This is a genomic window from Acinetobacter sp. Li1LvA2 (genome assembly GCF_056156705.1).
The window spans coordinates 132,535-146,241 of sequence record NZ_JBSICF010000003.1 but is presented as its reverse complement, the minus strand read 5'-3'; the positions used below and the strand labels follow the sequence as shown (position 1 = coordinate 146,241).

Genomic DNA, 13,707 nt, shown 5'->3' with positions numbered 1-13,707 from the left:
GAATATCGTGAAACTAAAATTGAAGAATTTTAAGCCAAATAATTTATGGTATGCCATCTGTTCAAGCTCGGTCACTTTTACATGGTTGGTGACAAGCTCTGTCGTGCAGGCGAGTGATTTACAAATTTATGCTTCACCTACAGCGGGTAAAAAAACCATTGTGATGATGTTGGATACATCAGGAAGTATGACCAACAATAGTTATGGTGAAAACCGGTTGGCCATGCTTAAAAATGGTATGAATGCTTTTTTAGCCAGCAATAATCCTATTTTGAATGATACTCGTGTGGGCTTGGGAAATTTCTCTGCAAATGGTGATAGCCGAAGTGGGCAAGTTTTAGTGGCTGCTGCTCCTTTAGGAGATGCAAGTACTTTAAACACAGTGGGTTCTCAGCGTTATAAATTAAAACAGGCCGTTGCAAATTTAACTGCTGGCGGGTCAACACCTTCGGCACATGCTTATGCAGAAGCTGCCGCTTATTTGATGGGTACAACAACCTATTCAGAGGCGAATTATGCTATCCGAAAAGATAGTTATATAAAGCGTGTGCGAAAATCTGATAATAGAACGGAATACTCATATTGCACTAGTTATCGTGACTCACAAATTGATACAGCAAATCTATGGCAGCCTTGTCGCTCTACAAATTATTGGAGTAGTTGGTCAACCTCTAATCCTGGTGTAGATACAGCAACAGCCTATGATACTTCATCGGACTGGACCTATTCTTATACTTATTACTACACCACTTTTAATTATGCGATAGCAAATGCAGACAGCGGTATCCCAAAATCAAAATCAAACGATACAGCTAGCAATCCGAATATTGTTGTAGATAGAAATGCCTCTAACTTAAATGCTATTTACCAATCTCCTTTGCCTGCGGTGGCCAATCGCCAGAGTTGTGATGGGCAAGGTATTTACTTTTTATCAGATGGCGAACCGAACAATACAACAAATACGCGTTCGGCAAGTGTCATGTCGACCGCTTTAGGTAGTACTTTTGGGGCTGATTTTACTTGTTCTGGAGGTTTGTCTAACACTACAGCAGACTCTGGTTGGGCCTGTATGGGAGAATTTGCGAAGCGACTATTTGATAAAACAAAAAACCCAGCTGGAGTTTCTATTCAAACAGCGTTTGTTGGTTTTGGTAGTGACTTTTCTAGTTTAAGTTCTTCTGATGTAAAAAATGCCTGTCGTTTAAGTTCGAGAACCCAATCTGACCGTAAAAGTGATGATAATTGTTCGCCGAATCAGACCACAAATGCGGTCGCTGCACCTGGTTATGGAAATGGAGGTTTTTTCCCTACCCAAAGTGCGCAAGGTGTAACAGACAGCGTTATCGCATTTATTAATAACTTAGATAAAGTTCCTTTAGAACCCTTAACTACAGGTGCTATCTCGGTTCCTTATGATGCATTAAATCCTAAAAATTTACAGGAATATGGTTACTTACGTGCTTTTGAGCCAAACCCGGCTAACACATACTTAACATGGCGAGGAAATTTAAAGAAATATCATGTTGTTTTATCGGGAACAAATGCTGGTGCTTTTGAAGCTAGTACTGGTGGATTAGTCTACAATGTAAGTGGGGCTTTTAGGACAGAAACAAAAGACTATTGGAATAGCTCTACTTATAATGATGGAGGTAAAGTCTTTTTTGGTGGTTCATATGCAAAAGTTCCTTTACCAATTGCTGGACAAAATGAAACACGTGATGAAGAAGGAAATATCACAAAATATTATTACGCAGTACAAACTAAAATCCGCAACTTATTTACTGATGTTTCAGCCGTTGCAGCGGATGGTAGCTTAACAAAAATATCGACTTCTGGAACTAATTTGCTAAGAATTCCTGCTGCTCCACCAGAAGGAACTAATCCTTTTGATAATGTGGCTAATACAGCAAGTTATGTTTTAGGAAAATTTGATGCCTCAACTGGACAAGATATTTTAAAAGCTTTCCCGATTAGCTTGAAATTAAAAATATTAAATTATTTAGGTTACTCAACTGATATTAGCGCTACGACTTTACCTTCATCTTTGGTTACTCCGAATGAACCGTATTTATCGATGGGCGGTAGTATTCACTCTTTACCGGTACAGCTTACCTATAATGGAACATTAGATGAAAATGGGAATTTAACATCTGCGCGTGAACAATCCATTCTCTATGGAACGATGGAAGGTGGTTTACATATTGTGGATGCCTCAACTGGTGTAGAACAAATGGCTTTCGTTCCGGCTGATATATTAAATGATCCAATTGCATCAAAAGCTTTAGTGGTTGGCCAAAGTGATGCCTCAGCTCCTGCTCACGGTATGGATGGGGCTTGGGTATCTGACCCTGCATATAGTATTACTACAACGGGAAGCGGTAGCTCAGCAGTATCAAAAGTAACTGCAAAGCAAATGAATATTTATGGTGGCATGCGAATGGGGGGCAGCAGTTATTATGGCTTAAATGTCTTAAATCCTGCTTCACCTAAACTCCTCTTTAGAGTAGGAGCAGACCAAACTGATTATAGTCGTATGGGGCAGAGTTGGTCTAAACCTGTACTTGCAAATATACGTTATAACGGGGTGATTAAACGGGTCATGATTGTTGGTGGTGGCTACGACCAATGTTATGAAAACCCAAATATTACTTTGAGTAATTCTTGCTTTACGAATGGAAAAGCAAAAGGAAACGCTGTCTATATTATTGATGCTAAGACTGGGGAACGCTTATGGTGGACGAGTGACACAGGCTCTAGTGTAGATAATTCTAATATCAAACATAGTATTGTTAGTCGCATTAGTACTTTAGATCGAGATGCTGATGGTTTGGTAGACCATTTATATTTTGGCGATTTAGGCGGGCAAATTTTCCGTATCGATCTTAATAATAACCAGACAAAAACAAATTCAACTTATAGCAGTTTCGGTATTCGAGTTGTTCGATTAGCGAATTTAGCGACGAATGACTCAACTTATGATGCCTCGAACGACTATACCGCTGGGAATGCGCCGCGTTTTTATGAACCGCCAACAGTGACAATTCACGATTATGGAATCCGCACTTTTATTACTGTAGGTATTGCTTCAGGTGACCGTAGTACACCTTTAGATGTTTACCCGCTTACAGGTCGTGAGGGGATGTCACCGAGTACGGCATTAAGCGGAAGACCTGTAAACAACGTTTATGGAATTATCGATAAAGACTTTATTAAAAAGAATTTAATGTCTTTAACGGATAGCCAGCTTGAAACGAAAGATATTACTCGATCGACGTTTCGAAAAAATCCACAAATTTTACGATCTGGAGAAACACGCGTAGCACAGATTTTCTTTCCCAATACGGGGACGGGACAAAACGGTTGGTATCGCTCACTTTCTAGTATGAGCGATGGCACAGAGAAAGCTAATAATAGTTTCCGTATTAAAGGAGGCCTTAAAGCTTTTGAAGAGCCTATGGCAATTACAGGGACTTTAATTGTGCCTGTTTATGACCCGCAGGGAACAGGCATTGTAGCGGCAGACCCATGTTTACCCCGTGTAGTAGGTGAAACTGACCAGCAGACGTTCTGTTTACCATTTGGCGCCTGCCTTAATTCTGATGGGTCAATTGATCAAAATAAAGAGAATGGAAGTGGATTCAGAACACAAACTGGTACTAATTGCCCAGTAGGAGCTTCTGAATGTAATAAAGACGTTATTGGCTCAGGTATTCGCGGCATAGCATTTGTTCCAAAAAGAGATGAACCTCCAGTAACTAATAGTTGTGGAAAATTACAACTGTCTGGAAACGAGAGTGGAACTGGCGAGTGGCAATGTACAAGTCACTTAGTTCCTGCGCGCTGGTATGAGCGTTATCGTTAAGGGATGACTGATGAATAAATATTATATTCTGCGTTTTAATCAGGGTGTTACCTTGATTGAGCTCATGGTTGTCATCGTGATTGTCGCTATTTTTGCTTCAATTGCTATCCCTTCATATCAAAGTTATAGCCGCAGAGCGACTGCCTCTGCTGCTAAAGGTGAAATTCTAAAATTGGCAGAACAGTTGGAACGACATAAATCCAAGAACTTTACTTATAGAGGATTTACGACCACATCTGTAACTTTGCCACGGGGTGGTTATACGATTGAAATTAGTGATGATACGACGGCAGGAAATTTATTGACGAATACTGCTGCAAATGGGCAAACATGGGTCATTAAAGCGACAACTACAGATTCCAGAAACTTTAATTTTATTGCTAAGAATTCAGGTTTGCGTTGCCAAAGTTTAACAGCTACGGCTGTTGATAATGACTGTGGTGGAACAGTCACTTGCAATGTATGTGAAACAAATAGTGAGAATTGGCAATGAAGAATGGTTTTACCTTAATAGAACTCATGATTGTAGTAGCAATAATTGCAATTTTAGCAGCTATAGCGACACCTTCATATTTGCAATATTTACGTAAAGGGCATCGTACAGCTGTTCAATCTGAAATGATGAATATTGCCCAAACATTAGAATCAGAAAAAATGGTTCACAATCGTTACCCATCAAATGCGACTATTACATCGATTTATGGTTCTAGTGTAAGTCCTCAACAAGGCCAAGCCTTATATAACTTGGCTTTTGCCAGTATAACTGATTCAAGTTGGGTGTTAACGGCTACACCTATTGCTACTACTTCCCAAGCTGGTGATGGGATCATTTGTCTTAATGATCAAGGACAAAAATTTTGGGCAAAAGGTGCAACTGATTGTGCGTTATCTGCCGCATCAAATTGGCTACAGTAATTTTAAATTCAAAACTGCGGATAACTCAAAAAATAATCTTTCTTTCAGGGCGAAAATCACGTAGAATGTCGCCCTCTATGAAAGGGGTTTGAAGTGTTGCCGATGGTCGGCGCAGGGATAATCCGTAAGAATTATAAGGCTTTTATCATGGTTGTTATTCGTTTAGCACGTGGCGGCGCAAAAAAACGTCCATTCTATCAAATCGTTGTGACTGACAGCCGCAATGCACGTGATGGTCGTTTCATCGAGCGTATCGGTTTCTTTAACCCGACTGCACAAGGTCAAGCAGAAAAACTTCGTTTAGACGCAGACCGTTTTGCTCACTGGGTTTCTCAAGGTGCTCAACCTTCTGAACGTGTTGCTTCTTTAGCTGCTCAAGCTAAAAAAGCTACTGCATAATTTTTTGTAGTAGGTAGCCCATGACATCAACACAGAATGTTCCCGAAGATCGTATTCAGATTGGACAGTTACGTTCAGCTTATGGATTGAATGGGTGGCTCTGGGTGTATTCAAATACAGAACCTATGAGCAACATGTTTGACTACCTGCCTTGGTACATTGAGACCAAGGCCGGTTGGCAAACAATAGATGTAAAACGTTGGAAACCACATGGCAAAGGCCTAGTTGTTGCTTTGAAAGGTGTGAGTGATCGCACAGGGGCAGAAAACTTGGTTGGCGCTAATATCTGGATTGCTAAGTCTCAACTGCCAAAAGCAGATGTAGATGAGTACTACTGGTCAGATTTAAAAGGCTTAACAGTGTTTGGTCTGGATGATGAAGAGCAGGAAGTAAACTTAGGTAAAATTCATGAGTTGTTTGAAACTGGAGCTAATGATGTGATGGTGGTACATGCTACCCCGGACAGCGTTGATTCAGAAGAACGCATGATTCCTTGGCATAAGGATGTAGTACAACGTGTTGATCTTGAAGCTGGTCGTATTTACGTCAATTGGGGCGTAGATTATTAATCCTTTTAGGATTAATACAGCAGGAAAATAGAGGAGTCTGTGATGTTTTTTGCAGTCATTACGCTTTTTCCTGAAATGTTTGAGGCGATTACAGCCTACGGCATCAGCGGACGTGCGGCAAAACGAGATATCGTACAAGTTACTTGTATTAACCCTCGTGATTTTGCTGAGGGAAACTACAGAAGAGTGGATGAACGTCCATTTGGTGGTGGCCCTGGGATGGTGATGATGGCTGAGCCTTTGGCGAAAGCAATTGCGCATGCCAAACAGCTTGCCTCACAAGCAGGACATGTTCATGTTCCTGTGGTGTACATGTCTCCACAAGGCAAAACTTTAAATGAACAGGCAGTACAGCAGTTTGTTGATTACGACGGCTTAATTGTACTGTGTGGACGTTATGAGGGAGTGGATGAGCGTTTGATCCAGCATTATGTTGATCAGGAATGGTCAATTGGTGATTACGTTTTATCAGGTGGTGAACTGCCCGCTATGGTGTTACTTGACAGTATTATTCGCCGTTTGCCGAATGTAATGTCAGATGAACAGTCAGCAGTACAAGATTCTTTTGTTGATGGTCTTTTAGATTGTCCACAATATACAAAGCCAGACCATTTTGAAGGGTTGGATGTACCGGAAGTTTTAAAATCTGGACATCACGGCAATATCGAAAAATGGCGCTTTTTGCAGCGTTATCAACGAACTTTAGAACGTCGACCAGAGTTGACCGAGAAAGTAGAGTTGAATAAGCAGCAGAAAAAATGGCTAAAAGATGCACAAGAGAGCGGTGGTAATTCTTAACCATTATTCTCAGGAACGGAAGTTCTGCAAAAATACGAGAAGCAATGCTTCGAGTTAAAGCATGATTCTATTTAATGAATAGTTTTATGTATATTCTAAGGCTCTTTATAGACATTTTGTCGTAAAGGGAAAGATAAACGGGTTGATATGCGCTTTAGCCTCTATCCCCAGCGGAATTTCAGACCTCTTCTGACTCCGCACATATTGGAGATTCCCACAATGAGTGGTAAACATCCTTTAGTTCAAGCTGTTGAAAATGCACAGTTAAAATCTGATATTCCTGCTTTTGCTCCTGGTGACACTGTTATTGTCCAAGTTAAAGTAAAAGAAGGTGAGCGTGAGCGTCTTCAGGCATTTGAAGGTGTTGTAATCGCTAAGAAAAACCGTGGTTTGAACTCTGCGTTCACAGTACGTAAAATTTCTAGCGGTGTTGGTGTTGAGCGTGTATTCCAAACTCACTCACCAGTTGTTGCTAAAATCGAAGTGAAACGTCGTGGTGACGTTCGTCGTGCTAAACTTTACTACCTCCGTGACTTGTCTGGTAAAGCTGCACGTATTCGTGAAAAATTACCAGCTCGTAAAGCGTAAGCTTATCGCGAGTAAAAAAATGCGCCTTTTGGCGCATTTTTTGTTTTAAAAAATTACAGTCCTTGAAGTTTCAAACGGTTTGCATGTTGACGGTAAACCGAGATCGGATCTGAAGCAAAAATAGAACGTATCCCCAGCACTTGATTCACTTCATCTAAATGATTCCAGTTGTAATCATCACGAATTGTTTTACCAAATTTGGCACTGCAGCGGGAAACAAGTCCATCATTGTCACCAAATGGATCGACCACTAAGCTACTGCCTGTAAGAGCAATATCAAATGGATCTAATGGATTGGTTAAGGCTTTATTTCCAGAGAAAGAATACATATAAATGCCTTTCTCTTGATATGCTCCCTCACCACAAGAAGTGGTTGGTACACCCATAGGGAATTGAGCATTAAACTGAGCTGAGCCTTGAGTCGATAAGCTATGCGCACCTGCTAAAGAGTCATGTGGATAGCTAGTCGGATCTAGACCTCCTGCCCAAGTAATCGCTGCTGAAAACCAATTTACTAACGTTGCCAGTCCAGACAGAGGAGTACCCTCAACGTTCAGAATGACATCTGCCATTGGTGATCCCTTATGAGGCGCACCAATCGTGGTAAGTGAGGCAACTTTTTCTGGCATGATACCGGCTACATAGCGAATTGTTGGACCCCCATGGCTATGACCGATTAAGTTGACTTTAGGTTTACCAGTAATGGCAATAATCTCTTCTACTTGCTGGGCAAGTTGTTCTCCACGCACTTCTGTTGAGTTAAATGGTGAGACCCTTGTAGCCCAGACATTTCCTCCATTACGGGCAAGATCAGGAAGAATTTGGTACCAGTAATCGAGACCAAGCGTATCTGTTCCAATTCTGTTAAAACCCGCCATACCATGATTAAAAACCATTGGATATTTTGTTTGCGCGTAAGATGAATAAACGAACGAGCTTTTAACTTGTTCAGCATTTGTTGCATGGGCCGCTGAAATACTCAGTCCTGAGAGCATTGCAGCGCAGAAAAACATTAACTTCCTTTTCATTTTTTACTCACTATTTTTATTTTGTATGAAAAGCAGCTTCTTACTGCTAGTGAATGTTTAGCCAGTTCCAAAAAAAGGAAAGGCTTAGTAATTAAATGGCAGCTCACCTCCCTGATCATGGACCGTTTCAAAAGTTCGAAGTCTTAGTTGTTCTTGTGATGAATTGAATTGTTGTTGACGTAACTCTTGAATAGCTTGATTTTTGGCGCTATCACTCATGTTACTTTTAATAATTTCATCTCGACCATCGAGATAACTTGTGACCCTTTGTTGCCAAGCATTCCGCTCTGTATCTAAAGTTTCTAATCGTTGAGTCGCCTCTGCTCCAACGAGTGCTGTACGCATCTGTCGAAGTTCTTCTGCTGAACCCTTACGAGCTTTAATTTGTTTGGTCAGGGTATGTAAATCATCAAGTTTAGAAAGTTCTTGCAGGTTTTGCTGCCAGTCTTCTGGAAGTTCCTCAAAACGTTCTTTAAGTTTTCGTGCTTTTTCAATTTCGCTTAGAGAAGAGTCTTCGAGTATCTGCATTCGATCTAGCGTATAGTTCTGATAGATATCTTCGCTCGAGAAAAGGCCTTCAATTTCAGAAGTCGAAAAGAAACGTTTTCTAATATCTTGAATTGAATTAAAGATCTTTTGAAAATAATTTTTATCTTGTTGTTTTGCTGAAGGCGTTTGGATTTGAGCAAGTTGTTCACGATATTTTAAATAGCGGGCCCATAAATCCATAATCTGTGAGCGTGCTGGTTCTAAATATTGTCCTTGAATAAATTTCCCAAAGTGATTTTTGATCTGTTCTAAATCGTTTTCGCCATATTGAGTAATAAAATATTCAAAGCAGTCGCGTGTTTGACTGTTAACGACTAAATGCTGGGAACTATCAATTTTTAACTGGCAGTTAACTTCAGTGTCTTGCTGACTTTTACTATGATAAGCATCTTCATTTAACGATGAATGATCTGTGGATGGGGCTGATGCTAAGTTTTGAGCTGTATTTTCACTGACTTGGGCTGATGTATTTTTTGAGTCAGGACTTAACCAATAGACACATGCAATGAGGCTCAAAATAAAAAAACCGAGCACGCACCACAATACCTTCTTCTGCATCCCTTGCATAAAGATATCTTCCTTAAGTTTTAATTTGTTGTTTTTTTACTCGATCATTAATGTGCCATAAAATAAGTGAAAAGGCACCTAAATATTGTGAAAATATCTTGTCGAATTTGCTAACATGTCGGCACTTTTTTCTAGCTTTGTGTTCCAGTAAAAATGACGACAAAAAATCAAAAAATTTCTCGTCGCCATATCAGTGGTGTATTTCTATTAAATAAACCATTAGGGCTCAGCTCAAATGCGGCTTTGCAAAAAGTGCGTTGGTTATATCGCGCCCAAAAAGCAGGTCATACTGGAGCTTTAGACCCATTGGCGACAGGTTTACTCCCGATTTGTTTGGGAGAGGCCACCAAGTTCTCACATTATTTGCTGGACTCAACAAAGCGCTACCAAACTACTGTTCGATTGGGGCAAACCACAACGACGGGTGATGTAGAAGGGGAGATTCTACAAGAACGCTCTGTTCCTATTCTTAACCCAGAGCTTATTGAACAAACCTTAGAAAAATTTAGAGGTGATATTCAACAAGTTCCGCCGATGTACTCGGCTTTGAAAAAAGAAGGCAGACCATTATATGAGCTTGCCCGAAAAGGTATTGAGATTGAGCGTGAAGCACGCCCAGTCACAATTTATGCTTTAGAGCTCATTGAATTTACCGAAAATAGTATCACTCTGGATGTCACTTGTTCTAAAGGAACATATATTCGTGTACTCGGTGAAGATATTGGTGAAGCACTTGGTTGTGGTGGGCATTTAACGATGCTAAACCGGACTCAAACAGGACATTTTGAGCTTATTCCGAATTATACCATTGAATATCTGGAAAGCTTAACTGAAGAGCAAAGAGAAGCATTGTTACTTCCTGTTTATGCTCCAGTTGACCATTTCCTAAAAATTCAAGTTCCAGAAGGACGTGAAAAATATTTTTGCAACGGTTTAGAAAGCAATATTGAGCATTCTGCAGAAGCAGAAGTTTTGGTGTTTTCGGGTGAGCGCTGTTTAGGCTTAGCTGAGATTACTGATAAAAAACGGTTGGTACCTAAGCGTATCTTAAATTTGTAGTAGATGTAGAGTATAGAGCATGGGTATGGAATGGGATGTTATCCTTAGTTTGATCTTTTTTGCGTTTACTGCGGGAGCAATTGATGCTGCTGTAGGCGGCGGTGGACTCATCCAGATTCCCGGTATCATGAGTACTTTTCCGAACATGCAGACTGCAACGGTTATTGGTACAAATAAATTATCTTCAATCTTTGGTACTGCATCTGCAGCTTATACTTTTGCAAAAAGAGTAAAGTTGCAATGGAAGCTTTTAGCCGTTATTGCTATTTGTGCACTGATTAGTTCTTTTGCTGGTGCGGCTTGTTTATCGTTAATTCCCCAATCGGTATTACGTCCTTTTGTGTTTGTAATGTTGATTGTAATAGCCATCTATACCTTAATTAAAAAGAACTTTGGTCAAGTCCATACAGAGCAAAAAATTACCAATAAAATGTTAATTTTGGCTGCTATTGGTAGTTTGGCGATTGGTTTTTATGACGGTATTTTTGGTCCGGGTACCGGTAGCTTCTTTATCTTTTTCTTTATCCGTTTTTTACAAGTTGATTTTTTACATGCCTCAGCTTTGTCAAAAATTGGTAATTTTATGACAAACTTGGCTGCACTGAGTTTCTTCATTCCAACAGGTCACGCTATTTTGCATATTGGTTTGATGATGGCGGTAGCTAACGTGCTTGGCTCTATTGTTGGGGTGCGTACCGCGCTCAAATATGGTAGTGGTTTTGTCCGTATTATCTTTTTAATTTTAGTCAGTATTCTAATTTGCCGTTTGGGCTATCAAATGTTTGTTACAGGTTAAATAAGATAAAAAAAGTATGAACTGATCTTAAAGAGCAGTTCATACTTTTTATGTATCCTTCATAATTTAAAATATAAAAATCATTACAGAAACTTACTAGAAAGAAAACTGTGTAAAAAATAGTCTCATTTTAAGCTACTTAAACATTATAAATTTCAACGTATGATAAACCTTGAAATAAAAAAGATTTTTTAGCTAAAAATGAGGAAGAGAATGAATATTTTCGAAGCATTAAGAGAAAGCCATGAAAATCAACGCAACCTTTCTGAGCAATTAATCCAGACACATGGTTTAACCGAAGAACGAAAAGAATTATTTGATGCATTAAAAAATGAACTTTATGCCCATTCAGTTGCTGAAGACCGTTATTTATATATTCCTTTAATGTTTGATGATGTCGGTTTAGATATTACGAGACATGCTTTATCCGAACATCATGAAATGGATGAGTTGGTTGAACAACTTGAAAAAACCGATATGAGTAGCCCAAGCTGGTTAGCAACTGCCAAACAGTTGAGTGAAAAAGTTCATCATCATTTAAAAGAAGAAGAGCATAAATTTTTTCAACAGGCGGGAAAAATTCTTAAAGATAGTGAAAAAGAAACACTCGGTAATAAATATTTAAAGGAATATAAAAAGTATAAAAAGCAGCAATAGTATTTAACTAGGCTACTTTTTTAGTACTTCTTAAAGTAACACCAATTGATGCCAACATTACACAACCTAAAGCCACCCATTGCAGCATGCTGATTTCTTCGTGAAGTAATAAGAAACCCGTTAATGCTGCCAATGCTGGTGCTAAACTCGTTAGGGTGCCGTAAGTTAATTTAGTAAGTTGTTTGAGTGCCATTAAGTCGAGTGCATATGGAATAGCCGTCGCTAAAACTGCAATAAGTAATGCTTTACCCCAGTACTGCGTCTCAAGTAATGCAGGAGCATTATGCCAGATGCTAATCGGTAGTAAGGTTAGGGCAGATAATCCAATTCCAATGGTTAAAGCGTGCATCCCTATATTTTGGGTCACAACTTTCTGACCAAAATAAATATAGAAGGCCCAGCAAAATCCAGCACCTAGCGCGCAGGCAGCACCGACGTAGGAAAAGTGGTGTTGCGTTGGGTCTTGCCAAGGCACCATCAGTGCAATACCTAACATCGCAAATGCCACCCAAATGTAGTCACTCTTTTGTTTAATAGAAAGTAGAGCTAGACCTAATGGACCAATGAACTCTAGGCCCACAGCAATTCCTTGGGGTAACTTTCCAAGAGACGTATAGAATAAAATATTCATGAGGCCCAAAGATGCAGAGTACATCAATAAATCACGCCATTTTAAATAGGGTAAGCGTGACCAGATTTTCCATGAGCGGAACATTATAGCGACAATGACCGTTGCAAAGCTCAGCCTTAAAACTGTAACGGTGAGAGGGTCTAATATCGCGATGAGTTGCTTAGCAAATGAAGCGCTGATTTGATATGAGACCATCGACAGAATCATATATAGCACAGCAATAATGGGAAGATTCTGCATGGAAATACCCGAGGGCCTCATCTAATATTATTTAAAACGAACAAGGGTTAATTATAGCGAATCCCATGTTTTAACTCGTGGTTTTAGTCGATTTAACTTACTGTTTTTTCACGTTCCTGACGTGCTTTTTGGGTGGTTATGGTACAACCGACCGAAGCTGCAATAATTGTTGCAAGTGCCAACCATTGATTCCATAACAAATACTCACCTAAAAAGATAAAACCAGAAAGTGCAGCAACTGCAGGCTCTAGGCTCATCAATGTTCCGAAACTTAAGGGCGTTAAATTACGTAAGGCTAGCATTTCTAAAGAAAAGGGTAATGCGCTGGCTAAAATTGCCAAACCAATAAAATAAAAAAGATAAGGGAGTTCGATAACTTGACCTATTGAGCCTGAGAAAAAAGTAATGGGTAATAAGATGCATGCGCCCACACTCATTCCTAAACACACAGTGTGATTGCCAGATATACCTGAAGGTTTCTGTCCAGCAATAATATAAAGTGCCCAACATGCGCCAGCACTAACCGCAAATAACACTCCGATCCAATCCAGACTATGAGCCTGATTGAAAGGGAAAAGTAAAATGAGGCCAACAATCGCTAAACAGACCCAAACAAAATCATATTTTTGGCGTGCATGGTATAAGGCCACACTTAAGGGGCCAATAAATTCAAAAGCAACTGCAATACCAATGGGTAACCGTTCAATTGACAGATAAAAAAGTGCGTTCATTCCTGCAAGAGCAAAGCCATACGCTAAAATAGCTTTCCAGCGGACCTGACTAAAATTAATTCGCCAAATTCTAAAAATAAAGGCAAGAATAATTGCACCTAAGCATAAGCGCATTGCTGAAACGGTAAGGGTGGGAAAGCTCTGGAACAGAAATTTAGCTAAAGATGCGCTGCTTTGTACGCTCAGCATAGCGAGAATAAGAAAACCCAACGCATGTAGCTGAGATTTCTGGTTCGAACTGGACATTTTATTATTTGATCGATTGGTATACTTTTCACATGATAATGTAAATGTCCATAAAAAAGCCACAGACAATGC

14 protein-coding genes are annotated in these 13,707 nt (G+C 39.8%); 10 read left to right on the top strand and 4 right to left on the bottom strand.

All coding sequences use genetic code 11. The features are described from left to right. The first annotated feature begins 7 nt into the window (after positions 1-7). The 7 genes from ACS604_RS07985 (at position 8) to rplS (ending at position 7,131) form a co-directional block, all read left to right on the top strand. Positions 8-3,862: a PilC/PilY family type IV pilus protein gene (locus tag ACS604_RS07985; protein ID WP_474771177.1), complete on the top strand. Its 3,855-nt coding sequence runs from the start codon at positions 8-10 to the stop codon at positions 3,860-3,862. A gap of 10 nt (positions 3,863-3,872) precedes the next feature. Further along, the gene (locus tag ACS604_RS07980; protein ID WP_474771175.1) at positions 3,873-4,355 is read left to right on the top strand and encodes a type IV pilin protein; all 483 of its coding nucleotides are present in this window, start codon (positions 3,873-3,875) and stop codon (positions 4,353-4,355) included. Continuing rightward, a complete protein-coding gene (locus ACS604_RS07975; protein ID WP_474771174.1) occupies positions 4,352-4,777 on the top strand; it encodes a type IV pilin protein in 426 nt (141 codons plus the stop codon). Before ACS604_RS07980 ends, ACS604_RS07975 begins: the two co-directional genes overlap by 4 nt. A 147-nt stretch (positions 4,778-4,924) precedes the next feature. Continuing rightward, positions 4,925-5,176, top strand: coding sequence for a 30S ribosomal protein S16 (gene rpsP, locus ACS604_RS07970; protein ID WP_000260334.1), 252 nt, complete (start codon positions 4,925-4,927; stop codon positions 5,174-5,176). Positions 5,177-5,196: 20 nt separating this feature from the next. Continuing rightward, the gene (rimM, locus tag ACS604_RS07965) at positions 5,197-5,745 is read left to right on the top strand and encodes a ribosome maturation factor RimM (RefSeq protein ID WP_004789777.1); all 549 of its coding nucleotides are present in this window, start codon (positions 5,197-5,199) and stop codon (positions 5,743-5,745) included. A gap of 42 nt (positions 5,746-5,787) precedes the next feature. Continuing rightward, complete coding sequence (trmD, locus tag ACS604_RS07960; protein WP_005301033.1) at positions 5,788-6,543, top strand: tRNA (guanosine(37)-N1)-methyltransferase TrmD; 756 nt, start codon at positions 5,788-5,790, stop codon at positions 6,541-6,543. A gap of 219 nt (positions 6,544-6,762) precedes the next feature. Then, positions 6,763-7,131 (top strand): 50S ribosomal protein L19, encoded by a 369-nt coding sequence (rplS, locus tag ACS604_RS07955; protein WP_004789772.1) that lies wholly within the window; start codon positions 6,763-6,765, stop codon positions 7,129-7,131. A gap of 53 nt (positions 7,132-7,184) precedes the next feature. On the opposite strand, the gene ACS604_RS07950 is transcribed toward rplS, so the two are convergent. Both ACS604_RS07950 and ACS604_RS07945 read right to left on the bottom strand, forming a co-directional pair. Continuing rightward, positions 7,185-8,126, bottom strand: coding sequence for a lipase family alpha/beta hydrolase (locus ACS604_RS07950; protein WP_474771455.1), 942 nt, complete (start codon positions 8,124-8,126; stop codon positions 7,185-7,187). Positions 8,127-8,243: 117 nt separating this feature from the next. Continuing rightward, positions 8,244-9,275 (bottom strand): lipase secretion chaperone, encoded by a 1,032-nt coding sequence (locus ACS604_RS07945; RefSeq protein WP_474771166.1) that lies wholly within the window; start codon positions 9,273-9,275, stop codon positions 8,244-8,246. Between the two features lie 153 nt (positions 9,276-9,428). Between ACS604_RS07945 and truB the strand changes: the two genes are divergently transcribed. The 3 genes from truB (at position 9,429) to ACS604_RS07930 (ending at position 11,787) form a co-directional block, all read left to right on the top strand. Further along, on the top strand, positions 9,429-10,334 hold the full coding sequence (gene truB / locus ACS604_RS07940; protein ID WP_474771164.1) for a tRNA pseudouridine(55) synthase TruB: 906 nt from the start codon (positions 9,429-9,431) through the stop codon (positions 10,332-10,334). 19 nt (positions 10,335-10,353) lie between these two features. After that, the gene (locus ACS604_RS07935; RefSeq protein WP_004789764.1) at positions 10,354-11,130 is read left to right on the top strand and encodes a sulfite exporter TauE/SafE family protein; all 777 of its coding nucleotides are present in this window, start codon (positions 10,354-10,356) and stop codon (positions 11,128-11,130) included. A gap of 213 nt (positions 11,131-11,343) precedes the next feature. Continuing rightward, positions 11,344-11,787 carry a hemerythrin domain-containing protein gene (locus ACS604_RS07930; RefSeq protein WP_001019905.1) on the top strand — a complete coding sequence of 148 codons (444 nt, stop codon included), beginning with the start codon at positions 11,344-11,346 and terminating at the stop codon, positions 11,785-11,787. A gap of 7 nt (positions 11,788-11,794) precedes the next feature. Here ACS604_RS07930 and ACS604_RS07925 read toward each other — a convergent pair whose 3' ends face one another. Both ACS604_RS07925 and ACS604_RS07920 read right to left on the bottom strand, forming a co-directional pair. Further along, positions 11,795-12,658 (bottom strand): EamA family transporter, encoded by an 864-nt coding sequence (locus tag ACS604_RS07925; protein WP_474771148.1) that lies wholly within the window; start codon positions 12,656-12,658, stop codon positions 11,795-11,797. 92 nt (positions 12,659-12,750) lie between these two features. Beyond that, on the bottom strand, positions 12,751-13,635 hold the full coding sequence (locus ACS604_RS07920; RefSeq protein ID WP_174732284.1) for an EamA family transporter: 885 nt from the start codon (positions 13,633-13,635) through the stop codon (positions 12,751-12,753). Positions 13,636-13,707: the final 72 nt, after the last annotated feature.

Excerpts from the sequence above, each read along its gene's own strand:
- ACS604_RS07925 (WP_474771148.1), bottom strand. The coding sequence starts at position 12,658 with ATGCAGAATCTTCCCATTATTGCTGTGCTATATATGATTCTGTCGATG.
- rplS (WP_004789772.1), top strand. The coding sequence starts at position 6,763 with ATGAGTGGTAAACATCCTTTAGTTCAAGCTGTTGAAAATGCACAGTTA.
- rpsP (WP_000260334.1), top strand. The coding sequence starts at position 4,925 with ATGGTTGTTATTCGTTTAGCACGTGGCGGCGCAAAAAAACGTCCATTC.
- ACS604_RS07920 (WP_174732284.1), bottom strand. The coding sequence starts at position 13,635 with ATGTCCAGTTCGAACCAGAAATCTCAGCTACATGCGTTGGGTTTTCTT.
- trmD (WP_005301033.1), top strand. The coding sequence starts at position 5,788 with ATGTTTTTTGCAGTCATTACGCTTTTTCCTGAAATGTTTGAGGCGATT.
- ACS604_RS07935 (WP_004789764.1), top strand. The coding sequence starts at position 10,354 with ATGGGTATGGAATGGGATGTTATCCTTAGTTTGATCTTTTTTGCGTTT.
- ACS604_RS07975 (WP_474771174.1), top strand. The coding sequence starts at position 4,352 with ATGAAGAATGGTTTTACCTTAATAGAACTCATGATTGTAGTAGCAATA.
- ACS604_RS07930 (WP_001019905.1), top strand. The coding sequence starts at position 11,344 with ATGAATATTTTCGAAGCATTAAGAGAAAGCCATGAAAATCAACGCAAC.
- ACS604_RS07945 (WP_474771166.1), bottom strand. The coding sequence starts at position 9,275 with ATGCAAGGGATGCAGAAGAAGGTATTGTGGTGCGTGCTCGGTTTTTTT.
- rimM (WP_004789777.1), top strand. The coding sequence starts at position 5,197 with ATGACATCAACACAGAATGTTCCCGAAGATCGTATTCAGATTGGACAG.
- ACS604_RS07980 (WP_474771175.1), top strand. The coding sequence starts at position 3,873 with ATGAATAAATATTATATTCTGCGTTTTAATCAGGGTGTTACCTTGATT.
- truB (WP_474771164.1), top strand. The coding sequence starts at position 9,429 with ATGACGACAAAAAATCAAAAAATTTCTCGTCGCCATATCAGTGGTGTA.
- ACS604_RS07950 (WP_474771455.1), bottom strand. The coding sequence starts at position 8,126 with ATGCTCTCAGGACTGAGTATTTCAGCGGCCCATGCAACAAATGCTGAA.